Source organism: Nonomuraea sp. NPDC049695 (genome assembly GCF_040674955.1).
GTDB classification, from domain to species: Bacteria; Actinomycetota; Actinomycetes; order Streptosporangiales; family Streptosporangiaceae; genus Nonomuraea; species Nonomuraea helvata.
Window position 1 is genome coordinate 19,512 of the sequence record NZ_JBFANV010000084.1, and the last position, 26,257, is coordinate 45,768.

The 26,257-nt window shown below is 70.8% G+C and carries 19 protein-coding genes and 2 pseudogenes; 8 read left to right on the plus strand and 13 right to left on the minus strand.

Going from position 1 to position 26,257, the window contains the following annotated elements:
• Positions 1–22: 22 nt before the first annotated feature.
• From AB0J64_RS44745 to AB0J64_RS44775, 7 genes are all read right to left on the minus strand, one after another.
• The gene (locus AB0J64_RS44745) at positions 23–265 is read right to left on the minus strand and encodes a phosphopantetheine-binding protein (protein WP_364041847.1); all 243 of its coding nucleotides are present in this window, start codon (positions 263–265) and stop codon (positions 23–25) included.
• Positions 258–905: an isochorismatase family protein gene (locus tag AB0J64_RS44750; protein WP_364041849.1), complete on the minus strand. Its 648-nt coding sequence runs from the start codon at positions 903–905 to the stop codon at positions 258–260. The genes AB0J64_RS44745 and AB0J64_RS44750 overlap by 8 nt, the downstream gene beginning before the upstream one ends.
• A 1-nt stretch (position 906) precedes the next feature.
• A complete protein-coding gene (locus AB0J64_RS44755; protein ID WP_364041851.1) occupies positions 907–2,412 on the minus strand; it encodes an AMP-binding protein in 1,506 nt (501 codons plus the stop codon).
• 72 nt (positions 2,413–2,484) lie between these two features.
• On the minus strand, positions 2,485–3,579 hold the full coding sequence (locus AB0J64_RS44760) for an isochorismate synthase (RefSeq protein ID WP_364041853.1): 1,095 nt from the start codon (positions 3,577–3,579) through the stop codon (positions 2,485–2,487).
• A 15-nt stretch (positions 3,580–3,594) separates the two neighbouring features.
• A complete protein-coding gene (locus tag AB0J64_RS44765) occupies positions 3,595–4,335 on the minus strand; it encodes a 2,3-dihydro-2,3-dihydroxybenzoate dehydrogenase (protein WP_364041855.1) in 741 nt (246 codons plus the stop codon).
• Positions 4,336–4,493: 158 nt separating this feature from the next.
• A complete protein-coding gene (gene rph, locus AB0J64_RS44770; protein ID WP_364041857.1) occupies positions 4,494–7,148 on the minus strand; it encodes a rifamycin-inactivating phosphotransferase in 2,655 nt (884 codons plus the stop codon).
• A 31-nt stretch (positions 7,149–7,179) separates the two neighbouring features.
• Entirely contained in the window at positions 7,180–7,902 is a 723-nt protein-coding gene (locus tag AB0J64_RS44775; RefSeq protein WP_364041859.1) for a TioE family transcriptional regulator, read from the minus strand.
• A 42-nt stretch (positions 7,903–7,944) separates the two neighbouring features.
• Between AB0J64_RS44775 and AB0J64_RS44780 the strand changes: the two genes are divergently transcribed.
• Entirely contained in the window at positions 7,945–9,159 is a 1,215-nt protein-coding gene (locus AB0J64_RS44780; RefSeq protein WP_364041861.1) for an erythromycin esterase family protein, read from the plus strand.
• An 87-nt stretch (positions 9,160–9,246) separates the two neighbouring features.
• On the opposite strand, the gene AB0J64_RS44785 is transcribed toward AB0J64_RS44780, so the two are convergent.
• Complete coding sequence (locus tag AB0J64_RS44785; RefSeq protein WP_364041863.1) at positions 9,247–10,518, minus strand: aldehyde dehydrogenase family protein; 1,272 nt, start codon at positions 10,516–10,518, stop codon at positions 9,247–9,249.
• A gap of 138 nt (positions 10,519–10,656) precedes the next feature.
• On the opposite strand from AB0J64_RS44785, the pseudogene AB0J64_RS44790 reads away from it, so the two are divergent.
• The 4 genes and pseudogenes from AB0J64_RS44790 to AB0J64_RS44805 form a co-directional block, all read left to right on the plus strand.
• A pseudogene (locus AB0J64_RS44790) lies at positions 10,657–10,900 on the plus strand (NAD(P)-binding domain-containing protein); the annotation flags it as partial.
• A 75-nt stretch (positions 10,901–10,975) separates the two neighbouring features.
• Entirely contained in the window at positions 10,976–11,992 is a 1,017-nt protein-coding gene (locus tag AB0J64_RS44795; protein ID WP_364041865.1) for an aminotransferase class V-fold PLP-dependent enzyme, read from the plus strand.
• 258 nt (positions 11,993–12,250) lie between these two features.
• Complete coding sequence (locus AB0J64_RS44800) at positions 12,251–14,050, plus strand: rhamnogalacturonan lyase (RefSeq protein WP_364041883.1); 1,800 nt, start codon at positions 12,251–12,253, stop codon at positions 14,048–14,050.
• A 219-nt stretch (positions 14,051–14,269) separates the two neighbouring features.
• Positions 14,270–14,662, plus strand: a complete 393-nt coding sequence (locus tag AB0J64_RS44805) for a hypothetical protein (protein ID WP_364041867.1) — start codon at positions 14,270–14,272, stop codon at positions 14,660–14,662.
• Between the two features lie 102 nt (positions 14,663–14,764).
• On the opposite strand, the gene AB0J64_RS44810 is transcribed toward AB0J64_RS44805, so the two are convergent.
• On the minus strand, positions 14,765–15,967 hold the full coding sequence (locus AB0J64_RS44810) for a hypothetical protein (protein WP_364041869.1): 1,203 nt from the start codon (positions 15,965–15,967) through the stop codon (positions 14,765–14,767).
• Between the two features lie 220 nt (positions 15,968–16,187).
• The gene (locus AB0J64_RS44815; RefSeq protein ID WP_364041871.1) at positions 16,188–18,335 is read right to left on the minus strand and encodes a fibronectin type III domain-containing protein; all 2,148 of its coding nucleotides are present in this window, start codon (positions 18,333–18,335) and stop codon (positions 16,188–16,190) included.
• A 230-nt stretch (positions 18,336–18,565) separates the two neighbouring features.
• On the opposite strand from AB0J64_RS44815, the gene AB0J64_RS44820 reads away from it, so the two are divergent.
• Together AB0J64_RS44820 and AB0J64_RS44825 are read left to right on the plus strand one after the other, a co-directional pair.
• Positions 18,566–19,324, plus strand: a complete 759-nt coding sequence (locus AB0J64_RS44820) for a beta-phosphoglucomutase family hydrolase (protein ID WP_364041873.1) — start codon at positions 18,566–18,568, stop codon at positions 19,322–19,324.
• The gene (locus tag AB0J64_RS44825; protein ID WP_364041875.1) at positions 19,321–21,681 is read left to right on the plus strand and encodes a glycosyl hydrolase family 65 protein; all 2,361 of its coding nucleotides are present in this window, start codon (positions 19,321–19,323) and stop codon (positions 21,679–21,681) included. The genes AB0J64_RS44820 and AB0J64_RS44825 overlap by 4 nt, the downstream gene beginning before the upstream one ends.
• Positions 21,682–21,779: 98 nt before the next feature.
• On the opposite strand, the gene AB0J64_RS44830 is transcribed toward AB0J64_RS44825, so the two are convergent.
• The 3 genes from AB0J64_RS44830 to AB0J64_RS44840 all read right to left on the minus strand — a co-directional run bounded on the left by AB0J64_RS44830 (position 21,780) and on the right by AB0J64_RS44840 (position 25,256).
• Complete coding sequence (locus AB0J64_RS44830; protein ID WP_364041877.1) at positions 21,780–22,754, minus strand: SRPBCC family protein; 975 nt, start codon at positions 22,752–22,754, stop codon at positions 21,780–21,782.
• A 143-nt stretch (positions 22,755–22,897) separates the two neighbouring features.
• Positions 22,898–24,217 (minus strand): HAMP domain-containing sensor histidine kinase, encoded by a 1,320-nt coding sequence (locus AB0J64_RS44835; RefSeq protein WP_364041879.1) that lies wholly within the window; start codon positions 24,215–24,217, stop codon positions 22,898–22,900.
• Positions 24,218–24,392: 175 nt separating this feature from the next.
• A complete protein-coding gene (locus AB0J64_RS44840) occupies positions 24,393–25,256 on the minus strand; it encodes an LLM class F420-dependent oxidoreductase (protein WP_364041881.1) in 864 nt (287 codons plus the stop codon).
• Positions 25,257–25,521: 265 nt separating this feature from the next.
• On the opposite strand from AB0J64_RS44840, the pseudogene AB0J64_RS44845 reads away from it, so the two are divergent.
• A pseudogene (locus tag AB0J64_RS44845) lies at positions 25,522–26,257 on the plus strand (FAD-binding monooxygenase); the annotation flags it as partial.

Here is a 26,257-nt window from a genome sequence, read left to right on the forward strand (position 1 = left end):
TCCTCCAGGTCAGCGAGGCCGCTCATGCGGGCCGCCCGTCGGCGGGCCTGGAGAGCAGGTCCGCCCAGGCCGCGATGGTGGGCTTCGCCACCAGGTCCGGGAAGCCGAGCCGGATCCCCGCGCGGTGCCACCGTTCGATGAGGGTCATCACCCGGATGGAGTCCAGCCCGGCGTCCACGAGGTCGTCGTCGAGGCCCAGCTCGTCCGGCGCCACGAACAGCAGCTCGGCGATCTCGGCCCGCAGCCGCTCGGCGGTCTCAGACACCGGCCACCGCCTGCGACAGCGCGCGGCTGATCCGGGTCGTCGTGGTGGTGACCGCGCACCGCTCGGCCGCGTACGTCAGCGCCATCTCGTGGTGCTCCCTGGAGAAGTCGGCCACCGCGTCGGCGACCACGAACGCGCGCACGTCCCGCATGAACGCCTCGCACGCCGTCATCAGCACGCCGATGTGGGCGTACACGCCGCAGATGATCAGCTGGTCGCGCTCCTGTCCGGCCATCAGCTCGGCCAGCCCGGTGCGCTGGTAGGCGCTGTAGCGCCACTTGGTGAGCAGCACGTCGCCCTCACCCGGCGCCAGCTCGTCGGCGATGCGCGCCTCCTGCGGGTCGGCGCCGATCCCGGAGCCCCAGAAGTCGCGGAGCAGCCCGCGCTGCTCGGCGCTCTGGTCACCGGGCTGAGCGGAGTACACGACGGGCACGCCGAGCTCGGCGCAGAGCTCGCGCAGCGCCAGGACGTTGGCCATCAGCTCCACCAGCGGCGAGCGGCCGGGCGTGAAGGCCCGCAGGAAGTAGTTCTGCATGTCGTGGACGAGCAGGACGGCGCGGCGGGGGTCGGGCTGCCACTCGACCCGGTTGGGCGGGGTCCGGTCCGGCATCGGGTACGGCTTGATGGGAGGGATCGGCATGTCATGTCCTTTCGCGGAGGTGACGCTTGCTGACCTTGCCGACCGCGGTCTGCGGGAAGGCATCGACGAACTCGAACCGGTCAGGGATCTTGAAGGCGGCGATGCCGCGCTCGCGCAGGAAGGCCCGCAGCTCGGCCCTGGTGGGCGGCTCGCCGCGGCAGATCAGGTAGGCGCAGGCGCGTTCGCCCAGGTAGGGGTCCGGTACGGCGACCACACTGGCGTCGTGGACGGCCGGGTGTGCCAGGAGGTGGTTCTCGACCTCCTCGCCCGCGATCTTCTCGCCGCCCCGGTTGATCTGGTCCTTGGCGCGCCCCTCCACGATCAGGTGGCCGCTCGGGGTGCGCCGGACGATGTCGCCGGTGCGGTAGAAGCCGTCGTCGGTGAAGGCGGTCCTGTTGTGCTCGTCGGCCCGCCAGTAGCCGCGGATCGTGTACGGGCCGCGGGTGAGCAGGTGACCGTGGTCGCTCTCGCGGCCGTCGTCGTCGAGGATGCGGATCTCGTCGTCCGGCGAGATGGGGCGGCCCTGGGTGGAGAGGACGGTCTCCTCGTCGTCGTCCAGCCGGGTGTAGTTGACCAGCCCTTCGGCCATGCCGAAGACCTGCTGGAGCAGGCAGCCGAGCTCGGGCCGTACGCGCTTGGCGGCCTCCTGGCCGAACTTGGCGCCGCCCACCTGGAGCACCTCCAGGCTGGACAGGTCGTACGTGGTGCCCGCGGCGGCGTCCAGCCAGAGCAGGGCGAGGGGCGGGACGAGGGCGGCGATCGTGACGCGTTCGCGCTCGATCAGCGGGAAGCACGTGCCGGGGCTGGGGTCGGGCGCCAGCACGGACGCGGCCCCGGCGCTCAGCGCGCCGAACACGCCGGGCGAGCTCATCGGGAAGTTGTGGGCGGCGGGCAGCGCGCACAGGTACACGCTGCCGGGCCGTAACCGGCAGATCTCGGCGCTGGCCCGGAAGCTGTAGATGTAGTCGTCGTGGGTGCGCGGGATGAGCTTGGGCAGGCCGGTGCTGCCGCCCGACAGCTGCAGGAACGCCACGTCGCCCGGATCCGGGCCCGGGAGGTCGGCCGGGTCCTGCTCGGGGAGCTCTCCCAGGACGAACGCGGGTGTCTTCGGGGCGAAGGCGCGGTGTCCGGCGTCGGGGCAGATGTACGCGGTGGCCTCGGTGAACTCGCAGAAGTACGAGATCTCGGCCGAGCGGTGCGCGGGCAGCGCGAACACCGGCAGCGCGCCGAGCCGGAACAGCGCGAAGCACACCTGGTGGAACTCGGGCACGTTCGGCAACTGCACCACGACCCGGTCGCCGGGCCGGATGCCCGCCGCGCCCAGGCCCGCGGCGAGGCGGTCGGCGCGCTCGTCCAGGTCGCGAAAGGTCCAGCGGGCCTCCGGGGAGATCAGCGCGGGCCGGGGTCCGTGCGCCTCGGCCAGCTCGCGCAGCATCCGCCCGAACGTCTCGCCGCGCCAGTACCCCTTCGCCCGGTAGCGGGCGGCCTCGTCGTCAGACCAGTGCACGGGACGCCTCCCTCCTGTCCACCGCAAGCTCAGACCAGTGCACGGGACACCTCCCTGCTGTCCACCGGAGGCTCAGACCAGCGCATCCGACACCCCCAGGGCGCGCAGCATCGTGCGGAACTTGGCGGAGGTCTCGGCCAGCTCCTGGTCGGGGTCGGAGCCGGTGACGATCCCGGCGCCCGCGTACAGCCGCACCGTGTGCTCGGCCACCTCCGCGCACCGGATCGCGACCGCCCACTCCCCGTCCCCCGTGGCGTCGCTCCAGCCGACCAGCCCGGCGTAGAAGCCGCGGTCGAACGGCTCCAGCGCCTCGATCATCCGCCGCGCGTCCGCCTCCGGCGTCCCGCACACGGCGGGCGTCGGGTGCAGCGCGGCGGCCAGCGTCAGCGCGGACGTGCCGGGGTCGCGCAGCGTGCCGGTGATCCGGGTGGACAGGTGCCACATGGTCTCGGTGGCGGTCAGCTCCGGCGTGCGCGGCACCTCCAGAGCGCCGCAGTACGGCGCCAGCGCGTCCGCGACGGCCTCCACGACGAGGCGGTGCTCGTGCAGGTCCTTGGCCGACGCGGTCAAGGAGGCGGCCCTGCGCCGGTCCTCGGCCGGGTCCGCGGAGCGCGCCGCCGAGCCGGCGAGGGGGTTGCTGGCCACCTCGCGTCCCCGCCGCGACACCAGCAGCTCCGGGCTCGCGCCGGTGAGCGTGCGCCCGCCGGGCAGCGGGGCGGCGAAGGAGTAGCCGTGCCCGAGCAGCGGCCGCAGCAGCCCCGGCAGGTCGACCGGCGCGTCGGAGCGCAGTTCCACGGTCCTGGCCAGCACCACCTTGTCCAGGCGGCCCGCGCCCAGTTCGGCCAGGACCTGCCGCACCGCCTTGACGTAGTCGGCCGGCGTGGGCACCCGCCTGCTCCACCAGCCCCCGCTGCGCAGCGGCGCCCGGCTCGGCGCGAGCGGCGGCGACCAGGTCTCGGACTCGGGCAGGATCAGGTGCGCCGTGCCGTCGAAGCCGACGGCCCCGGCGGCCGGGCCGTCCACCCGCCCGGCCACCGTGGCCAGGTCGCCCTCGGCGACCCCGCGCACCCCGCGGGTGAGCAGCGTGCCGCGGGAGGAGGCGAACAGCACCGACTCCGCGCGGTCGTAACCCGCCAGCGGATCCGCCGCGGTTGTCAGCAGATGCATGGAGATCCAATCTCGTCAGGCGCGAAGGGTCGCGCCGCCGTCCACGAGGAGGTCGTGCAGGGTGATGTGCCTGGCCTGGTCCGAGCAGAGGAAGACGACCGCGCCGGCGACGTCCTCGGGCTCGGCGACCCGACCGAGCGGGATGCCGACGCGGAACGCGCCCGGGTCGCCGGTGAGGGTGGCCGAGAGTGCCTCGCCGGGATCGGCGTCCGCCCAGAGCGCGCGCAGCATGGACGTGTCGGTCGAGCCGGGCGAGACGACGTTGCAGCGGATGCCGTGCCGGGCCACCTCCAGGCCCAGGCAGCGGGTGAACATGCGGGCCGCCGCCTTCGAGGCGGCGTAGGCGGCCATGCCGACGCGTGGCACGCAGGCCGCGTTGGAGCCGACGGTGACGATCACGCCCTGCCGCCTGGGCGTCATCCGGCGCGCGACCGCGCGGGAGACGTGGAAGACGCCGTCGGCGTTCACGGCGAAGCTCTGCCGCCAGCCGTCGTCGCCGGTGTCCGCCACGGTCCCCGGCAGCAGCACGCCGGCGATGTTGACGAGGATGCCGATCGGTCCGAGGTCCCGCTCCACGGCGGCGACGACGTCCTCGACGTCGCGCGGGTCGCGGACGTCCATGCGGTACGGCACGCCCGCGAGGAGGTCCGCCCCGGCGACCTCGGCGCCGGCGGCGGCCAGAGCGGCGCAGACGGCCGCCCCGATGCCCCGGGCCGCGCCGGTCACCAAGGCGACCCTGCCGTCGATCCCGTCCATTGCGGCAATCCCTCCCTGAATGATTAAGTTAGGTAAGCCTTGCCTAATTTGACCGCAAAGCAGGGATCTGTCAAGGAGGGTCACGATGCCGGCGGACATGCGAACGGGCGGCCCCGGAATGCCCGGGACCGCCCGCATTCGGCCCATTGAGAGCGAGGTCAGAGCAGTTCGACGTACCCTTCGCTGCCGTTGAGCCGGATGAGCTGCCCGTCCTCGATGCGCTGGGTGGCGTTCTCCACGCCGACGACCGCGGGCAGGCCGTACTCCCTGGCGACGACCGCGCCGTGGGTCATCACTCCCCCGACCTCCATCACCACTCCCTTGACGGAGACGAACAGCGGCGACCAGCTCGGGTCGGTGAAGACCGTGACGAGGATGTCACCCTCTTCGACCGTGGCCTCGTCCATGCTCAGCACGATCCGGGCCCGCCCCTCGACGACGCCCGACGACACCGCGATGCCGGCCAGCGCGCCCTCCGGCAGGGCGCCGGTGTCGTACTCGCCGGAGATCACCTCGCCCTCGGAGGTGATGACGCGCGGCGGCGTGAGCTTCTGATACTCCTCGAACGCCGTCCGCCGCTCCTCGATGAGCGCGTGGTCGAGCCGCCCGGTCCGCGCCACCTCCCGGAACTCGTCGAACGACAGGAAGAACACGTCCTCGGGCTCCTTGACCACTCCCCGTTCTGCGAGCCGGGCGGCCTCGGCGAGCAGGGCCCGCTTGTACAGCTCGTACCGCTGGAGGAGGGCGTGCTTGGAGTACTCGCGGTAGCCGATGAAGTGGCGGATGAGGCTCATCCGCCGCGCCGCCTTCTTCGCCTTGCGCTCGCCGCCGGGCAGCGCCCTGAGGCGTTCCAGCAGGTCGGCGATCGTGCGCTCGGCCTCGGCGCGGCCCCGCTCCGCCTTGCGGGCGCGCTCGCCGGGCGCGTAGTTCCTGACGTTGCTGAGCAGGAGCGGGACGAGCTGAGTGGGGTCCTCGCTCCACCGCGTCCTGGTGATGTCGATGTCGCCCGAGCAGTGCATCCCGTACACGCGCAGATAGCGCTCGATCGCGTCGCGGGCCTCGGGACCGCCCTCCAGGCCGTCGAGCCCGGTGAGGAGCGTGTCACGGCCGGCCCGTTCGAGGTGCTCGATCACCGCCGGGTACGGGCGGATCGCGTCGGCCACGTCGAGCAGGTCGAGGCCCATGGCGGCCACCACGTTGTGGTCGGCCGACTGGGCGATGGCGTCGGCGGCGTTCTCCACGCCGAGCCAGGCCTTCATGTGCTTGTTGACCCAGTTCACCGCCTGGATGCCGACGAAGGCCGCCGCCACGCTGCGCGGGTCGAACGTGAGCCGGGCCAGCACGTCGTGGTCGTCCAGGATGTACGCGAACAGCGCGTCGCCCGACTTGCCGGCGATGCCCTTCCGCAGCTCCTCGACCGTCCGCTCGTTCTCGGCGATCAGCTCGGGCACGACGCCGGCGTCGTCGCTGCCGGACAGCTTCATGTACTGGCGGGCCATCGGCAGCAGGCCGCCCTCGCCGAAGTCCAGCATCGAGGTCCTGCCGTGGGCCAGGTCGCGGACGAAGTCCTTCCTGGCCAGGACCTGGCGCAGGGCGTTGGCCATGAGGACGTCCACCTGGCCGAGGCTCTTGAGCGTGACCGCGCGGGCCCACGGCGAGGACAGCTCGGGCGACACGTCCTTGTAGAAGCGGCCGCCGGACACCGTGCCCGCCGAGCGGCCCAGCCGGTCGTGCAGGAGGGCGAAGATCGACAGGCCGAGTGGCTTGAAGGCGTCGGTCATCATCTGGCGGTGGCCGTACGACATGAAGACGTGGTTCTTGGTGTCGGTCACGGTCGGCACCGGGTAGAGCGTGGTGACGGGGCGGCTCTGGAGGATCTGGAAGTCGCCCTCGACCAGGCCCCACTCGATGTCCTGGGGGCGGCCGAAGTGCTGCTCGATGCGGCGGCCGAGGCGTTCGAGGCGGACGACCTGCTCGTCGGTGAGGGTCTGGACGTGCCGGCGCGCCGGCTCGATCTCCCGCTCCTCGGTGCCGCCGCCCGGGGACGGGCGCAGCTCGACGGTCTGGGTCACGACGTTCCGCGCGATGATCTCGCCCGCGCGCACCCGGTAGTTGTCGGCGTTGGCGACGCCCGACACGAACGCCTCCCCCAGGCCGAACCCGGCGTCGATCGAGACCACGTTCCGGTTGCCCGTCACGGGGTCGGCGGTGAACATGATGCCCGCCGCCTCGGGGAAGACCATCCGCTGCACGACCACGGACACGCGGACCGCCCGGTGGTCGAAGCCGCTCTTGATGCGGTAGGCCACCGCCCTGTCGGTGAACAGCGACGCCCAGCAGCGCCGCACGTTCGCGAGCACCGCCTGCACTCCGCTGACGTTCAGGTATGTGTCCTGCTGCCCGGCGAACGAGCTGGACGGCAGGTCCTCGGCGGTGGCGCTGGAGCGCACGGCCCACGGCCCGTCGCCGAGCTCGTCGAGGTGGCGCAGGATGTCGCCCTCGATCTCGGGCGGCACGGGCAGGGTCTCGACGGCCGTCCTGATCCGCGCGGCCGCCTCCGCGATCCCGCCGCGGTCGTCCGCCCGCAGCCCGGAGAGTCCGTCGATCAGCCCGGCGACCGTCCCGTCCGACTCCACCACCGCGCGGTAGGCCTCGGTGGTGACGCAGAAGCCCGGTGGCACGCGCGCGCCCTCGACGGCGGTCAGCTCGCCCAGGTTGGCCCCCTTGCCACCGACCAGGGGGAGGAGGGTCTTGTCGATGTCGTGGAAGCCGAGCACGTATGCACCCATGGCGTCATCCCGTCTGCCTGTCATGGCGAATTAATATACAGAGCTGTACTGTATCTTAATCCTCCGGCAGACCTTCGTGGAGATAGGCGTCAAGTGCGGCGGCGCCGCTCAGCATGGCGCGGCCGCGCGCGGAGAGCCGGGCATGCCAGTTGCGCAACGTGGCCTCGAGGGGCGCCAGCCCTCCGGCGGTGCGCACCTGGGCGAGCAGCGGCGCGATCTGCTCCAGCAGGTAGCCGCCGCGCCTGAGCTGGTGGGCCAGCCGGGCGTCCCGCACGTCCGCGGCGGTGTAGACGCGGTAGCCGGTTTGAGGGTCGCGGCGCGGATTGACCAGCCCGGCGGCCTCCCATTTACGCAGCGTCGCGGGCCTGATCCCGAGCCTCCTGGCCAGCGGGCCGATGAAGGTGACGCCGCCCGGCCCCGGACGTTCGGCGGGACCGTCCTCGGACGTCAGATCGCGGAGCGCCCGCTCGACGGCCAGCAGCGTGCCGCGGTCCTCGAGCAACTGGGCGTGGCTCTCGTCGATCAGCCGCAGGGCCTGCTCGACGGCGCCCCTGTTGACCTCCTGCATGATCGAGGTGGCCGTCTGATGCCCATGGCCGGGCACCAGGGCGAGGAACGCGCGCAGGGCCCCCGCGTGGGCCGGGGTGTAGGCGCGGTAGCCGCTGGGCGTGCGCGCGGCCGGCGGGAGGATGCCCGCTTCTTCGTAGTTTCGGATCGCCTGGGTGGACAGGCCGTGCTCACGCGCCAGGTCCACGGGTCGGAGTCGCTCACGGGGCATCGGCAAAGTTTACACAGAGAGTTCAACGATACGGTTGAAGCCATGGCTTCCGAGATCCTTGACGCGGCCCGGCCCTTCGACGGCGCCTCGATCACCGGGCTCCTTCCCGCGCCGCCCCGCCTGCTCGGCCTGGGTGAGCCCCTGCACGGCGAGGAGGCGCTTGCGGCACAGCGCAACGAGGTCTTCCGTCATCTCGTCGAGCACGAGGGATATCGGTCGATCGCGATCGAGAGCGACTGCCTCGCGGGTCTGATCGTCGACGACTACGTCACGGAGGGCGTGGGGACCCTCGACGACGTCATGCGGCGCGGCTTCAGCCACGGGTTCGGCGGGTCGGCCGCGAATCGGGAGCTCGTGGCGTGGCTGCGGTCGTACAACCGCGACCGGCCGGTGTCCGAGCGGATCCGGTTCTTCGGGTTCGACGGCCCGCTCGAGATGGCCGGCCCCGGCAGCCCCCGGCAGGCGCTCGCCGGGTTGCACGGCTACCTCGCCGCCCATCTCGACGTCCTGTCCTTCGACGACCTCGACCGGCTGCTCGGCGCCGACTCCCGGTGGACCGACCCCGCGGCGACCATGGACCCCACCCGGTCCGTCGGCCGGTCCGGCGACGCGGTCTCGCTCCGCCTCATCGCCGACGACCTCGTGGCCCTGCTCATGGCCGAGTCGCCGCGCCTGATCTCCGCGACCTCACGGGAGGCGTGGTGGCGGGCCTCCTTGTACGGGCGCACGGCCACGGGCCTGCTCCGCTACCACGCCGGGATGGCCGACCCGTCGCCGTCCCGCGTCGTGCGCCTCATGGGGCTGCGGGACGCGATGATGGCCGAGAACCTCCTGGCCATCGCGCCGCCGTACGGGCCGGCGCTGGTCCACGCCCACAACCGGCACCTCCAGCGCGACAGGAGCGTCTGGCGGACGGCCGGCTGGCCGGGCGGCGACCTGCTGCTGGAGTGGTGGAGCGCCGGCGCGATCGTCGCCGCGCACGTGGGCGCCGAGTACGCCTTCATCGCCACGGCGCTCGGCGCGGCGCCCCACCTCGGCCTCGCCGCTCCCCCGCCGGACACCCTGGAGGGCGTCCTGTACGCCTGCCTCGCGGACGACTGCTACCTCATCGACTCCCAGCGCCTGAGCACGGTCATCGCGGACGCCGGGCTGACTCTCCGCACCTCCGCCAACCACGGCTACTTCCCCCTGGACCCCCGCCAGGTGGGCGGGACGGACGGGGTCGTCTTCATCAGGGACGTCGCCCCGGCCGAGTGACCCGGCCCAGCCGGGTTGCCGCAGCCCCGGCCGACGCGTTCGTGCACCCGCGCTCGGGACCGGCGGCCTGGGACGATGATGGTCCGGTCAGGACGTGAACCGTCCGCTCGGCACGACCACGTACTGCCGCAGATACAGATCACGGAAGCTCACCGGACCGCGCGGGCCGGGCACCCGGTCGATGTTGATTCCGGTCTCCGGCAGCCGCAGCAGCTTGAAGCCGTCGAGGAGCCGTGTGGTGGAGTTCCAGAAGACCCCGGAGCCGGCGTAGGCGTCGATGAACTGCGCGGCGGCCGCCGGATCCTCGGTCGCGACGGCGGCGGCCAGCCCGGAGGTCTCTTCATTGGCGACCCGCGCCGCGTGCAGTGGGCCGTCAACGGCGTCGACCGTCACGGTGGCCGCACGCTTGGAGTCGAGCGACCACTCATACCCGCGCGGGTGGGTGTGCGGGGGCAGGGAGGCGGTGATGCCGAGCCGGTCCAGGACCTGGAGAATGCCGGGTAGCCGCTCGTCGTACCCGGATCGGTCGATGAGCAGCAGATTGAGCCGATTGCAGACGCCCAGCCGGTCCAGGCTGTCGGCGATCAGCTGATGCACGACCTTGTCGTCGGCGGCCGAATCCACGTACAGGACCCCGCCGCCGTCGGCATGGGCGAGGGTACGCACGCCGTGGCGGGCGGCCTCGCGGCTGAGGTCGCGGGTGCTCTCTCCGCTGCCGCGCAGGATGACCAGCGGAATGAGCTCCGGCAGGGACACCAGCGCGTACGCCGCCGAGCGATCTTCGCTGGGAACCAGCTGGATGGCGTCCGGATCGAGACCGGCTTCGCCGAGAGCCGGTGCGATCACCTGGTCCACGATGGCCCGGGACGAGCGGAGCGCGGCCGAACCGGTGCGGAGCACGCCTGCGTTGCGTGACTTGAGGAACTGGGAGGCGATGTCGAGGGTGACGTTCGGACGGGCCTCGAAGTTCGCCCCGATGACGCCGACCGGCCGGCGGCGTTCCAGCAGGGTGAGGCCGTCCGAGCGCTCTTCGAGAGCCTTGTCGCGAGGCTCGTGCGCCACGTCCGCCAGCGTGCGCAGCTCCGCGGCCATGCTCTCCAGCCGTGGGCCGGTCAACCGCAGCCGGTCCTGGAGGGCGGGTGACATCCCGGCGGACACGGCTGCGGCGAGGTCTTCTTCGTTGGCGGACGTGAGAGTGTCCCGCGCTGCCCGCAGCCGTTCCGCCATGGCGCGCAGCGCGGCGTCGATGGCGGTGTCCGTCGCGTTGTGGAGGGTCGCGCAGCTGTGCTCGGCCCGGAGCGCGCAGGCACGCACCGCCTCTTCGGTTGACCTGGTCTGGCGGTTGTCGTCGCTGGTCAAGGGGCGTCCTTCTACGGGCCGGGCGCACGGGCAAGTTCAAGAGAATCGTAGCATCGTTCAACAATCCTCAAGTAACGGTCTCCTCCGCCCGCTGATTTGCCTCTGACACTGATGTGAGGTCTTAACGTGGCCAGCGCGATGTCGGCTTTGGGAATCATCGGAAGCGGAAACATCGGGTCGGCGGTGGCGCGGCTGGCGGTGGCCGCGGGCATCGACGTGGTGATCGCCAACTCGCGTGGCCCGCAGAGCCTGGCAGGTCTGGTCGAGGAGCTAGGAGCGCGGGCCCTCCCGCGACGGCCGCATCGCCGAACTCGACTCAGAAAAGCTGACCACGACCGAGCTGGCCCAGCAGCTCTTGCCCGGCGCCCTGCTGGTCAAGGCCACGCAGAAGGTCATGCAGGCGCCCGGCCCATGAACACCACCCGCGGGCCATGGCAGCGCGCCCTAGGGTGATCACATGGACATCACCTCAGCGGGCACGCTCTGGGACGCCGATCCCGGCTGGCTCAACACCGCCTCCTACGGCCTGCCACCGCGCCGCGCCTTCGAGGAGCTCCAGGCCGTCCTGACCGACTGGCGGCACGGCAGCAGCGACTGGAAACCCTGGGACGCGTTCGTGGGCCGCTCCCGCGAGGCCTTCGCCCGCCTCATCGGCGCCCCGGCCGGCGACATCACCGTCAGCTCCACCGTCTCCCAGATCATGTCCACCGTCGCCACGGCGCTCCCGCCGGGCGCGCGGGTCGTGGTGCCGGAGATCGAGTTCACCAGCAACCTGTTCCCGTGGGCGGTGGCCGCCAAGGTCGAGACCGTGCCCGCCGACCGGCTGGCCGACGCGATCGACGGCTCCACCGCGGCCGTCGCCTTCAGCCTCGTCCAGTCCGCCACCGGGTACGTCGCCCCGCTCCAGGACATCGTCGAGGCCGCCCGGGCCCATGGCGCGCTCGTCATCGCCGACGGCTCCCAGTCCTGCGGCTGGCTTCCCGTCAGCGTCGAGGGCGTCGACGCGCTGGCCTGCGCCGCGTACAAGTGGCTGATGGCGCCGCGCGGGGCCGCGTTCGGCTATCTTTCGCCCGGTCTGCGCGAGCGCATGCGCCCGCTGGCCGCCAACTGGTACGCGGGGGCCGACGAGGGCGGCTCCTACTACGGCCCGCCGCTGCGGCTGGCGGCCGACGCGCGGGCGTTCGACCTGTCGCCGGCCTGGTTCTCGTACGTCGGCGCCGCCCCGGCCATCGAGCTGCTCAACGAGCTCGGCGTCGAGCGGGTCCGCGACCACAACGTCGGCCTCGCCAACCGGTTCAGGACCGGACTCGGCCTGGAACCGTCCGACACCGCCATCGTCTCCGTGGACGCCCCGGGCGAGCGGCTGGCGGCGGCCGGGATCCGGGCGGCCGTACGGGCGGGAAAGGTACGCGCGAGTTTCCACATCTACAACACGGCCGACGATGTCGACCGCGCGCTGGACGCCCTGACCTGACTCCGAGGGCTTGCGGGTGTAAGGAGCGGAGGCTTTAATACCGCGCGGCGCGGGGCAGGGCGCCCCCGCCGCCGACGAGGAGAGTCCCGTGACCGTTCCCGCAGCTCCGGCCCTCACCACGAGAACCCTCCTTTCCGGCGTGTCCGTGTTAGCGCTAACCAACGGCCGGACCCCGCGATGAAAGTTTCGTTTTTTCGGGCCTGCGGGAAAGCGCTTACCGCGAAGGGAGTCAGCAACGTGCGTTTACGACTGGCCGGCATGGTGACGGTTCTCGCCCTGGCGATCGGCGGCGTGCCCGCCCACGCCGCACCGCCCACGAAGCAGATGGAGGACCTTGACCGCGGCCTGGTCAGCGTCCGGTCGGGCTCGGGCAACCTCGTGTCCTGGCGGCTGCTCGGCACCGACCCCGACGGCGTGGCCTTCAACGTGTACCGGGGCTCCACCAGGGTCGCCTCCAACCTCACCGCCTCCACCAACTATCTGGACAACGGCGCCGCCGCCGACGCCTCGTACACGGTCAGGGCGGTGGTCGGCGGGACCGAGCAGGCCGCCTCGCCCGCCTCGCTCCGCTTCACCGGCGGCTCCTACCTCGACGTGCCGATCCAGCCGCCGTCGGGCGGCACCACGCCGGACGGCGTCGCGTACACCTACAGCGCCAACGACGCCAGCGTCGGCGACGTGGACGGCGACGGCCGGTACGAGATCGTGCTCAAGTGGGACCCGTCCAACGCCAAGGACAACTCCCAGTCCGGCTACACCGGCAATGTGTACGTGGACGCGTACCGGCTGGACGGCACCCGGCTGTGGCGCATCGACCTGGGCCGGAACATCCGCGCCGGCGCCCACTACACGCAGTTCCAGGTCTACGACTACGACGGCGACGGGCGGGCCGAGGTCGCCATGAAGACCGCCGACGGCACCAGGGACGGCCAGGGCACGGTCATCGGCAACGCCTCGGCCGACTACCGCAATTCGAGCGGGTACGTCCTGTCCGGCCCCGAGTTCCTGACCATGTTCAACGGCCAGAGCGGCGCCGCGATGTCCACGGTCGCCTACGACCCGCCCCGCGGCACCGTCTCGTCCTGGGGCGACTCGTACGGCAACCGGGTGGACCGGTTCCTGGCGGGGACGGCGTACCTGGACGGTGAGCGTCCCTCGCTCATCATGGCGCGCGGCTACTACACCCGCTCCGTGATCGCGGCCTGGGACTTCCGCAACGGCTCGCTCACCAAGCGCTGGACGTTCGACAGCAACTCGGCGGGCTCGCAGTGGACCGGCCAGGGCAGCCACAGCCTGTCCGTCGGCGACATCGACCAGGACGGCCGGGACGAGATCGTGTACGGCGCCATGGCCGTGAACGACAACGGCACCGGCATGTGGACCACGGGCACCGGCCACGGCGACGCCCAGCACCTGGGCGACTTCGACCCGGCCAGACCGGGCCTGGAGTACTTCAAGGTGAGCGAGTCGGGCTCGCAGCCCTCCTCGCTCTACATCGACCCGCGCAACGGCCAGATCCTCTGGTCCACCCCCGCCAACGGCGACAACGGCCGCGGCGTGGCCGGCGACATCTCGACCGTCAGGGTGGCGAGCGAGTTCTGGTCCGCCCACGATGACAACCTGCGCAGCGTCACCGGCAACAACGCCGGCCGCAAGCCGTCCTCGGTGAACTTCCTCATCTGGTGGGACGGCGACCCGCTCCGGGAGCTGCTCGACCAGACGAGGATCGACAAGTACGGCACGAGCGCGGACACCCGCCTGCTGACCGCCTCGGGCGTGCACTCCAACAACGGCACCAAGGCCACCCCGTCGCTGTCGGCGGACCTGTTCGGCGACTGGCGCGAGGAGGTCATCTGGCCCACGAGCGACAACCGGGCGCTGCGGATCTACGCCACGACCACGCCGACCGACCGGCGGATCTACACCCTGATGCACGACCCGCTCTACCGGGTGTCGGTCGCCTGGCAGAACACCGCCTACAACCAGCCGCCGCACACGAGCTTCTTCATCGGCGACGGCATGCCCACCCCGCCCCGGCCGAACATCTACGTACGCTGATCGCTCTTCTCCATCGGACTCGCGAAGTAGTGCCGCATCGCGTGCGTGCCGTGCTCGCGGAAGGTGGCTCCGCGGTTCTCTTCGCGGGGCCACCTCAGCGCGTCGGGCCCCGGCACAGAGACTCCATCCACAGCGGGATGCCTCTCCGGCTACGTGATGAAATCTGTAGAGTTGCCCGCCGTGAAACTTGGATGCCTCATTGCCATCGCATGCGCAGTCGTGGCACCACTTGTCGGGCTGTTCTTGCTCTTCGGCGTCCCGGCTTGGTTGAACGACAGAAATCTCGCGGACCTGGAGGACCGTTTCCTCGCCTATCCCTTGCCGCCGGACACCAACTTTGCGGATTACCGCACTGAGGGTTCCATCGCCCTGCGAGGGAACGGGAATCACTGCGACTATCAAGTCCGGATCACGCTGTCCACGTCCCTCTCCGAGGAAGAAGTGGTCCGTTATTACGACGCGGCCGGCATCGCCGGAGTCGAGGCCGAGAGGGCTCCCTTGAGGGTCTACTTCGAGAGATCGTCGGATAAGGCCGCTGACGGCAATATGAAGCACTTCATCGTGGAACTGTACGACAGCACGGATCCCGGCCTCGACCTCCGCTGCCACTGAGTGCCCGTGGCTTTCCGACCCGGCGGGAAGCGTCACATTCCCCCGTCGGCATCCTCCACTGTGACGGAGCCGCGGTGTGGCTCTCCCATGCGATCGGCCGGGCTAACGCCGCCTGAGGATGAACGCCTGCGCATTGTCTCTGCCTTCGTTGATGGTGCCCACCGCCCACAGGTCAGACGTTCCCGGGATCGTGGTCGTGTCGACGTGGCTTTCAGCAGCGACGCGGCGGTCCTTCCACGTCCACCTCTCGCCGTCGTAGTGGAGGAAGACGATTTCGCCGGCCCGGTCGACCCCGCTTGCCCACACATTGTTCTTGCCCGTGGCTGTGACGCTGGTCAGGGAGATGTTCCAGGCGGGCAGCTTGACGCGCTTCCAGATGGCACCGTCCCAGTGCATGACGAGCGGGACAGGCGGGACATCACTTTTGGGCTTGTCGATGCATCCGCCCGACTGGTAGTCCGGCTCTTGTTCGCTTGGGGAGAGCTCTCCCACGGCCCACACGTCGTCGGGGTCGGTCTGCCAGACGCTCTTGAGCACCCCGCCGGGTACGTCGGGGACGAGCCCGTCGTCCATGTACCAGTTGGTGTGCACCGGGTCCGTGTGCCAGATCGCCGCTGTGACCCCCTGGCATTTCAAGTGGTCTGTGGCGCCGACGATCCACATGTGACCGCTCTTCAACGAGACCGCGTTCATCCTGCCGCCGTCGCCAACCGAGTTCATCGAGAACTTCCTGCCGTCCCAGCCGACGGCGAAGGGGCCTTCGGGGCCGTCACCGAGCAGCACCGCACGGCCTTTGTCCACGGCGATGTCGTAGAAGAAGAAGTTCTCGGCGATTCCGAACGGCTCGAAGGTCGTCCAGCGGCCGCCGCTTCGTCGGGCGAGCTTGGAACCAGCGGAAACCCAGACGTCCTGCCCGTCCACGTCGAGCGCGCGCAGGCCGTCCTCATTCCACGGCAGCGGAACGCGAGCCCAGGTCGAGCCGTCCCACCGCAGAAGGACGCCCATGCCCTCTCTGTCCTCCGCGCTGTCTTCGAACCCGATGGCCCACGCGTCACGCGGTCCAGACGCCTTCACCTCGACCATCCCCGAGCCCCGCCTGAGCTTCGGGACCTTGACGTCCTTCCATCGCCTGGACTGCTCGATCGGTTTGCCCGCTGTTGACGGAGTGGTGGGCGCGGCAGGACCGGTGGTCGCCGGAGAGACGGGAGGCGTAGGGGACCGTACGCCCCCGGGCGTCTCACCCGAACATGCCGCCAGCACGCCCAGGCAGGCAGCCATCGCCGCCACACGCCACATGATGGTCATGCTCGGCCATTCTTCCCACCTGCTCGCCCGGCCCCATCTGATTTCTCCGAAATATCACTGACTTTCCGCATCAGGCGGCATAGATGTCACTGGGCACGCCCCCGCAGGGGATCGTGCGGTCCTTGCGCTTGCCCGCCTTCTCGGCCACCCGTTACCTACGCTGACCCCGAAGCGGCCCACCCACTTCCGTGCGGATGGGTGGGCCGGTGGGGACGGGCCGTCAGGCGCAGGTGTAGCCGGACGGGAGCGCGGTGTCGCCGTTCGGGCGGCTCCCCTGGAAGCCGACGTTGGTGACGCTGGCTCCTGGGGCGATGGTGCCGTTGTGGCTGACGTTCTTGATGGTCACGGTCTGCCCGCTGACGGTTGCGGTGCCGTTCCACGAGCCGGTCAGCGTGTGCCCGGCCGGCAGGGTGAAGGTGACCGTCCATCCGTTGATCGTCGAGGTGCCGGTGTTGGTGATGGTCAGCGGCTGGATGACGTACCCGGTGGACCACTGGGTCTGTACGGTCGCGACGGCCGTGCAGGCGCCGGTGGACGTGCCGGGCTGGGTGGTGACCTGCGCGGTGTTCGAGACCGGCGAGGTGTTGCCCGCGGCGTCGCGCGCCCTGACCTGATAGCGGTAGGTGGTGCTCGGGGCCAGGCCCGTGTCGCTGAACGAGGTCGCGGTCGAGGTGCCGACCTGGGTGAACGTGCCGCCGCTCGCGCCGGGCGCGCGCAGGATGTCGTAGCCGGCGACGCCGTTGTCGTCCGTCGAGGCCGTCCAGCTGAGGCTCGTGCCCGTGGACGTGGTTCCCGAGGCCGTCAGGCCGGCCGGGGCGGTCGGCGGCGAGGTGTCGCCGCCGCCGGTGGTCGTGGTGAACGTGACCAGGGGCGAGTTGCCGGACAGGTTGCCCGCGCCGTCGCGCGCCCGCACGTACACCTGGTACTGGGTGTTCGCGGTCAGCCCGGTGAGGGTGATCGAGTTGGTGGTGGACTGGCCGAGTTGCTGGTCGGTGGCGCCCAGTTCGCGGTAGACGTTGTAACCCGCCAGGCCGGAGCCGCCCTGGTCGGTGGCGGCGGCCCAGGTGAGCGTGGCGCCGGTGGCGGTCACGTTGGACGCGGCCGGGGTGCCCGGCGTGCTCGGCGGGGTGGTGTCGCCGGAGTCGCCGAGGACCGGGGTCTGCCAGTCTCGCCACTCGGACAGGTTGCCGGCCGCCTTGGCCGAGATCCTGATGGCGCCGGGAGCGTTGCCCGTCTTCAGGAGGAACTTCTGGATGTTCTGCTGCAACGGGGTCCGCCATTCGGGCCGGTTGGCGCAGTGGTTGCCGTCCTGGATGTCGGACCAGTAGGTGATGTTCTCCCCCGCGCCGAGCGCCTTGTAGACCTCGGCTCCGCCCAGGGCCGCCACGCTCGCGGACTTGGGGCCCAGGTTGGTGATGTGGGGATTGTCCATGATGAACAGTCCGCGCGGCGCGAACATGCCCACGATTTCGTGCGTGTCCACCGGCAGCCTGGTCGGGCTGCTGGTGAAGGAGCCGAACGCGTCGCCCAGCCACGGCTGCTCTCCGTAGGCGCTGCTCAGGCTCTGGGCGCCTTCCCCGGGGATGCCGCGGAAGATGGGCGCTCCGGCGCTGCCCGACTCGATCGGCATGGTCAGGGCGATGCGCTGGTCGAAGGCGCCGGTCACGAAGGCGCCCTTGCCGAACCGGGAGCATCCCGTGACGCCGGTCGCGTCCGCTCTGAGGATGCTGCCGTCCGACTGCTCGATGACGTCGATGATCCGGCTCACGCCCCAGCCCCAGGCGAGAAGCAGTCCGGTGCTGCTCGAGGAGCCGTAGATGCTGTAGAAGGCGCCCTGCTTGTTGCTGCGCGGCGTGCCCTCTTTTCCGACCGCGTACGGGTCGTAGTTGATGACGGCGGCGCCGGCGGCTTTGATGGCGGCGGTGTCCGCTCCGAACCCGCCGAAGACGACGACGGCCGGGAAAGGTCCTGAGCCGCTGGGCAGGTCGACGCTCGCCGAGAAGCTTGAGCTCTTGCCGTTGTGGCTCACGTTCACGGTGATGCCGGTTCTCGAGACCGTCCCTGTGACGCTGGCCGGCTTTCCGGGCTTCTCGCCGTAGACGAACTTCTCCGCCAGTTTCTTGATCTCCTCCCGCCGGCACCGCCACTCGGATCTGGCGGAGATGCGGGTGCCGTCCAGCTTCTTGAAGGGGTCGGGAAGCCGGGCGTTGGTGGGTAAGGATCCGGCGTCGGGCAGGCCGGTCACGGCGCAGTCGGCACCCTCGTCTTCGACTCCGGCGGCCGCGGCGGCCTTGGTGGGCACTCCCGTTACCGCTCCGGCGACCGAGAGTGTCGCCGCTACCGCCAGGGCAACCAAGCGGATGATCACTTGGGCACTCCCTTCTGGATGGGGTGTAGGCGATCAGTCTGAAAAGAGGCTCGAAATGTGTCAACGCAAAGCCGAAATGTTTCATATATCAACTACATGTTGTCCTGCATGAGCTGCAAATACATCCGTTATAGCGCCGAAACTTTCGGAGCCGGCCTGTTCCGGTGAGAAGCACGGGATGCGGGGTAGTCGCCAGCCAGGCACGGAAGACGTGCCGGATCGGGGGGCTGATGCTCGGGCTGCCTGACGGGGTCCGCGGGTGTCTCTTCGACATGGACGGCGTGCTGACGCGCACCGCGACCGTGCACGCCGCCGCGTGGAAGTCGATGTTCGACGAGTTCCTGCGGCGGTGGGCCGGCCGGACGGGGCAGCCGTTCGTGCCGTTCGACGCGGTCGCCGACTACGACCGCTACGTCGACGGCAAGGAGCGGCTGGACGGCACGAGGAGCTTCCTGCGGTCGAGAGGGATCAGCCTGCCCGAGGGGTCGCCCGGCGATGCGCAGGACGCCATGACCGTGCACGGCTTGAGCAACAGGAAGAACGCGCTCGTCCAGACGGTCATCGACAGGGACGGCGTGGAGACGTTCCCCGGCTCCGTCCGGTACGTGCTGGCCGCCCGGGACGCGGGGCTGCGCAGGGCCGTCGTGTCGTCGAGCGCGAACACCGAGCGGGTCCTGTCGGCCGCCGGCCTCACCGGCCATTTCGAGGCGCGCGTCGACGGCGTGGTGGCCCAGAGGCGGCATCTCGCCGGCAAGCCGGCCCCGGACATGTACCTCGCGGGCGCCGAGGCGCTGGGGCTGAAGCCGTCGGAGGCGGCGGTGTTCGAGGACGCGCTGGCGGGGGTGGCGGCGGGCCGGGCCGGGCGGTTCGCCTTCGTCGTCGGCGTCGACCGGACCGGACAGGCGGACGCGCTGCGCGAGCACGGCGCCGACATCGTGGTGAGCGACCTGTCCGAGCTGCTGGACCCGCGCGATGAGGCGGCGCGGTGATCCGGCACCCGGCGTTCGCCGTCGAGCCGTGGTCGGTGCGGGAGTGCCGGCTCGACCTGGACGTGCTGGCGCAGACCGAGTCGGTGTTCGCGCTGTCCAACGGGCACGTCGGCCTGCGCGGCAACCTCGAGGAGGGCGAGCCGTACGGGGAGCCGGGCACCTACCTCGGCGGGTTCTACGAGGTGCGGCCGCTGCCGTACGCCGAGACCGCCTACGGCTATCCCGAGTCGGGACAGACGGTGGTGAACGTCACCAACGGCAAGGTGATCCGGCTGCTGGTCGACGACGAGCCGTTCGACGTGCGGTACGGCACGCTGCACGAGCACGAGCGGGTCCTGGACCTGCGCGCGGGGACGCTGACCCGAAGGGCTCTGTGGAGCTCGCCGACCGGGGGTCAGGTGCGGATCACGTCCACGCGGCTGGTGTCCTTCACCCACCGCGCGGTGGCCGCGATCCGGTACGAGGTCGAGGCCGTGGACGAGCCCAGGCACGTGGTCGTGCAGTCGGAGCTCGTCGCCAACGAGACCCGGCAGTACACGAGCGGCGACCCGCGGGTGGCCGCCCCGCTGGAGTCGCCGCTGGTCCTGGAGGAGAACCTGCCGGCCAAGGACGGCATGGCGGTCATGGTCCACCACACCCGGGCCAGCGGCCTGCGGGTGGCGGCCGCCATGTGCCACGAGATCGACGGGCCGGACGGCACCCGGATTGACGCGCAGGGCAGCGGCGATGTCAGCCGGGTGACCGTCGCCACGCGCCTGTCGCCGGGCCGGCGGCTGCGGCTGGTCAAGTTCTTCTCGTACGGCTGGTCGGCCCGGCGTTCCCGGCCCGCCATGCACGATCAGGTGGTCGCCGCGCTGGCGGCCGCCCGGCTGGACGGCTGGGACGGGTTGTGCTCGGATCAACGGCAGTTCCTCGACGCGTTCTGGGAGGGCGCGGACGTGGAGGTCGAGGGTGACGCCGAGGTGCAGCAGGCCGTACGGTTCGGGATGTTCCACCTGCTGCAGTCGGCCGCGCGCCTGGAGGACCGCCCCATCCCGGCCAAAGGGCTGACCGGCTCGGGCTATGACGGGCATGCCTTCTGGGACACCGAGATCTTCGTGCTGCCCGTGCTCACCTACACCTACCCGCGGGCCGTGGCGGACGCGCTGTCGTGGCGGAGGTCGACCCTGCCGATGGCGGAGGCGCGCGCCACGCAGCTCGCGCTGGCCGGGGCCGCCTTCCCCTGGCGGACGATCCACGGCGAGGAGTGCTCCGGCTACTGGCCCGCCGGGACCGCGGCGTTCCATATCAACGCCGACATCGCCCACGCGGTCACGCACTACGTCGACGCCACCGGTGACACGGCGTTCGAGCGCGACACCGGCCTGCCGCTGCTGGCCGGGACGGCCCGGCTGTGGTGCGCCCTCGGCCATCACGACACCGACGGGCGGTACCGCATCGACGGCGTGACCGGTCCCGACGAGTACAGCGCCGTCGCCGACAACAACGTCTACACCAACCTGATGGCCCAGCAGAACCTGCGGGCGGCGGCCGAGGCCGCCGCCCGCCATCCCGACCTGGCGGCGCGGCTCGGGGTCACCGAGGAGGAGATCACGAGGTGGCGCGACGCGGCGAACGCGATGACCGTCTGCTATGACGAGCGGCGGGGCGTGCATCCGCAGAGCGAGGGCTTCACCCGGCACGGACTCTGGAACTTCGCCGCCACGAAGCCGGACCAGTACCCGCTGCTCCTGCACTTCCCCTACTTCGACCTCTACCGGCGGCAGGTGGTCAAGCAGGCCGACCTCGTGCTGGCGCTGCACCTGCGCGGCGACGCGTTCACGCCCGAGCAGAAGGCCCGCGACTTCGCCTACTACGAGGCGTTGACGGTCCGGGACTCGTCGTTGTCCGCCTGCACCCAGGCGGTGATCGCGGCCGAGGTGGGGGAACTCGAACTCGCCGACCGGTACCTCGGCGAGGCGGCCATGATGGACCTGGCGGACCTGGAGCGGAACACCGTCGACGGGCTCCACATGGCCTCGCTGGCCGGGGTGTGGATCTCCCTGGTCGCGGGATTCGGCGGGATGCGCGCCGGCCAGGGCCGGATGTGCTTCGCCCCGAGGCTGCCGTCGAGCGTCACCCGGCTGGGCTTCCGGCTGCGCTACCGCGGCAGCCTGCTGCACGTCGGCGTCACGAGCGCGACGACGAGCTACCGGCTGCTGGAGGGCCCGCCGATCACGTTGACCCATCACGGCGAGCCGTTCCCGCTGCGCGGGGAGCCGGTCACCCTGCCGAACCCGCCGGCGCCGGCGCCGCGGCAGCACGTCCACCAGCCACCCGGCCGTGAGCCCGCCCCCCGCAGGCCTTCACGTCCCTGAGCCGGAGCGGCTGTTCTCGCTCCGCCACGCCGGCTCGTCCGCTTCGCCCCCGGGCCGAAGCTCGGAGCACTGCGGATGATTCCGGTAGCAGCCGGCCTTCATGACCGCCCTCCCACCGGCTGGGCCGGGCGCTGCCCGAGCCGGCGCAGCAACCGGACGCCCTCGGGGCCGCACTCGGAGAGCAGCGCTTCTCCCGTCTCCATGATCTGCTTGAAGCGGCGCAGGTCGTCGCGGATCTGCTGCTCCGGGTACTCGCCGAACATCCTGGCCACCGTGGCGCCGAGAGCCCGGCCGCGACCGCGGTACTCCAGCGTGACGTGGACCGCCGTACCGCGCCCGGCAGGACCGTCGGTGAACCTCACCGAACCGCTCGTGGCGACCATGGAGCCGCGCACCGACGCCCAGGCGATCAGCTCGCCGGCCTGCTCGTCCAGGATCTTCGCCTCCCACTCCACGTCCGCCGTCGGGACCCTGGCCCGCCACCGCGAGCGGCGCTCCGCCGTGGCACGTACGGAGTCGAGATGGAGCATGAACGCGGGCAGGTTCTCGACGTCGCGCCAGAAGGCGTAGACCTCCTCGCGCGGCCGGTTGACGGTGATCGAGGCCTGCAGCCTCATCGGCCGCCTGACGCCGAGGCCGGAGGAGTACAGGGCGGTGGCCAGGTCCAGGGCCGTGATGCCCGCCACGGCGGCCGTCGCCGCGACCGCCCTGCGGCGTCTCCGGCCCGGGGCTCTCGAACGGCCCGAGCGGCCCGAGCGGCGCGAACGGCGCGAGCGGCCCGAGGCTCTCGGACGGCCCGAGCGGCTCGCCACCGCCCTGCCCAGCAGGGCCAGGTCCAGCACGTCGCCCACGACGCGGCTCCAGGTCCACGGCCCAGGCCGGCGGCTGCCCAGCAGCGCCGCCCCGTGCATCAGCTGCCGCGTGCCCACCATGCGCGTCACCGTCCTGGCGAGGCGGGAGTCGTCGACGCCGCTCAGGCGGTTGACGGTTCGCGGCGCGGCCAGCTGCGCCGTGCCCAGCGCCAGGCTGACCCAGCCCAGCGCGCGGGCCAGGGTGTCGGATTTCGTGCTCATGCGTCCCCTCACATGACTGGTCGAGATTCGTGCCGTACCAGCGGCGGACGTCTCCAGGCCATGAAGGTTTCGCGTGGCGCGATCAGCTCGTGCCGGACTCCCCCGCGCTCCGGCCAGTACCCGATTGACCTGCTATAACACCCTCAGTCGAGAGGGAGGCGGAGGACGAACCGGCTGCCGTGGGGACTGTCCTCGATCTGGAGGGTGCCGTCGTGCGCCTCGGCGATCTGCCGGGCGATCGACAGGCCCAGACCGGTGCCTCCGGTGTCCCTGTCGCGGGCGGTGTCCAGCCGGGTGAAGCGCTGGAAGACCAGCTCGCGCTTGTCCGGGTCGATGCCGGGCCCGTTGTCGACCACTTCGAGCATCGCGACGCCGTGCGGGTAGCGCTGGGCGTCACGTTTGCAGCTGGGCTCCTGCCGTACGTGGAAGGCGACGGTCGTGGCGGCGTGCCGCTCGGCGTTGTCGATCAGGTTGGTGAGCAGGCGCGACAGTTGAAACCGGTCGCCGGTCACCACCACGCCGGGCTCGAGCGAGAACTCGAACCGCTTGTCCGGCTTCGGCCGCCTCTCGCACTCCGAGGCCACGAACTCGGCCAGGTCGATGGGCTCGCGCTGGCCCGCCCTTCCCGCCTCCAGCCGCGCGATGGTCAGCAGGTCGCCCACGATCGCCTCGAGCCGGTCCACGCTCCTCAGAACGGTGTTGCCCAGCCTGGGCACGCTGGTCTCCTCGGGCGCATGCAGAGCGTCCTCGACCTCGGCCCGTATGGCGGCGATGGGGGTACGCAGCTCGTGGGAGGCGTCCGAGGTGAAATGGCGCTGCTGGTTCATCGCGGTCTCCAGCCGGGCCAGCGTCCGGTTGACGCTGCCGGCCAGGTCGTGGATCTCGTCCCGGCTCGGCGGGAGAGGCACCCGCCGCTCGGGACAGGTCTCGGTGATCCTGTCGAGTTCCGCCCGGATGGCGGCCACCGGCCTGAGGGACGCGTTGGCGATCCGGTGGCCGATCCCGGTGATGGCCACGGCCATCACCACGGCCGCGCCGATCACGATCCCGGCCAGCCACGGATCGACGTACGGAGGGATCAGCGGAGAGGAGGCGTAAACGACCCAGTCCTGCCCCTCCCGGTACGCGGACTGCGCGACCACCATGTGGCACTCGCCGAAAGGGAAGACCCCGCCGCATACGACGCCACTGACGATCTTCCTGCCGTCGGGGTTGAAGCCGGACATGGGCGGCTTGCCCCGCAGCTGCGGCGTCGATGCGACGACCCGCCTCGTGGTGTCGACGATCTGCAGGTTGCGGCCTCGGTGCTCGACCAGCGGCGTGCCCAGCTCGTTGTGCTCGACCTCGTGGGCCACCCGGCCACCGGCCGCGGCGAGCTCACCGACGAGATTTCCCATCTCGAACCGGTGAATCGCGATCATGACCGTCGCGGCCAGGAGCGCCGACAGCAGCGTCGCCACCACTCCGGTGAACAGTGTAATACGCTTTGTAATCGACAAACGTCGCTGAGTCTTCATCTGCCCATCCCCTCACCCAGTCGAACACGCGGCCCGTAGCAGCCTGTGCACGGGGGGTTCGGGGATTGGCATCGGAGCTTCCAAGACCTCGCCAAGTCTCGGAGGCGGTGGAACGGCAGGCTCAGCGGCCGAGCGGGGTGATGGCAGATATCCGTACGGCAAGCTCGGCCAGGTGGGTCAGCCACGCGTCTTCTGAGGGGTCGGGCACGACGACGATGACGTGCTCGATGCCCAGCGCGGCCAGCTCGGCGCAGCGCTGGACGCTCTCCTCGACGCTCTGGCCTTCGGGGATCCGCATGTGGAGGGTCTTCTCGATCTCCTCGTAGGGCCGTCCCAGCCGTTCGCAGTGGGCGCGCAGCACGTCGAGCTTGTGCCGTACGTCGGCGCCGTACAGGAAGTTGCACGCGTCGGCGTACTGGGCGACGAGGCAGAGGGTCTTCTTCTCCCCGCTGCCGCCGATCAGGATGGGCGGGTTGCCGCGCGGCGCGTCGAGCGTACGTTCCAGCTGGTAGTGGCGGCCGTGGTACGGCTTGTCCTGGCCGCTCCACATCTGCTGAGCGATCTGGAGCGTCTCCTCGAGCCGCTCGAACCGCTCGGCCAGGGGCGGGAAGGGGAGCCCGAGGCCGCGGGCCTCGGCCTCGTACCAGGAGGCGCCGATGCCCAGGACGGCACGGCCGCCGGAGAGCGCGTCCAGGGTGCTGACCTGCTTGACCAGCAGCCCGGGCGCCCGGTGGACGGCGCCGGTCACGAGCGCGCCCAGGCTCACCCGGCTGGTCAGCGCGGCGGCGTAGGACAGCGCGCCGTACGCCTCCAGCATCGGGTCCTCCGCGGAGCCGAAGTTGGGGATCTGGAAGAGATGGTCCATCACCCACAGGCTGCGCAGGCCCGCCTGGTCGGCGCCTCGGGCGACGGCGGCGAACCTGCCGGCGATGGCGGCGTCGCCGCCGGGCCAGGTGAAACGTGGGCAGGTCAGACCAAGGTCCATGGAAGGCTCCTTCATTGGGTGAACGGGGGCGCCCGCCGCAGGCAGATCGTCACTGCGTCCGCGGGCATGAAAAAACCCTCTCGCCTGGGCTGCACCCGAGGCGGAGAGGGCTCCGTGAAACTCATTATCCCACACCCACCGCCGCACGTTCGACAGCTTCGACTACTTTGTGTGATATATCGATAGCGGTAAGTGACAATCGGGGGCTCTTGTGAAGATCGCGTGCGTTGGGGGCGGACCAGCCGGCCTGTACTTCTCGATCCTGATGAAACGGGCCGATCCGGCCCATGACATCACCGTCTACGAACGCGACCCGGCCGGATCGACGTACGGCTGGGGCGTGACTTTCTGGGATGAGATGTACCAGAATCTTCATCTCGCCGATGCGGAGTCCGCGCGCGCCATCAGCGAGCACATCGTCCGCTGGGACAGCTGGGTCACCCACCTGCACCGCCGCGCGACGTTGACGGTGGACCACGGCGAAGAGGGCTTCGGGATCGGCCGGCATCGGTTGCTGGCCATCCTGGCCGAGCGGGCCCGTTCCCTCGGCGTGCGCATCGAGTACGAGCACGAGATCACTCACGAGGACGAGCTGGCCGGGGCCGACCTCATCGTGGCCGGCGACGGCATCAACAGCACCCTGCGTGAACGGCACGCCGCCCACTTCGGAACCCGGACCACGCTCGGCCGCAACAAGTACATGTGGCTCGGCACCACCAAGGCCTTCGACTCCTTCCTGTTCGCCTTCGTCGAAACCGACCACGGCTGGATCTGGTGCTACGGCTACCCCTACAGCCACGACCACAGCACCGGCGTCATCGAATGCTCCCCCGAAACCTGGAAAGGACTCGGCCTCCACCAGACCGACGAGGCCGACAGCCTGGCCCTGCTCGAAAAGCTCTTCGCCGACATCCTGGACGGCCACCCCCTCCTCGGCCGGGCACACAACGACGGCAGCGCACACTGGCTCAACTTCCGCACCCTGACCAACCGCACCTGGC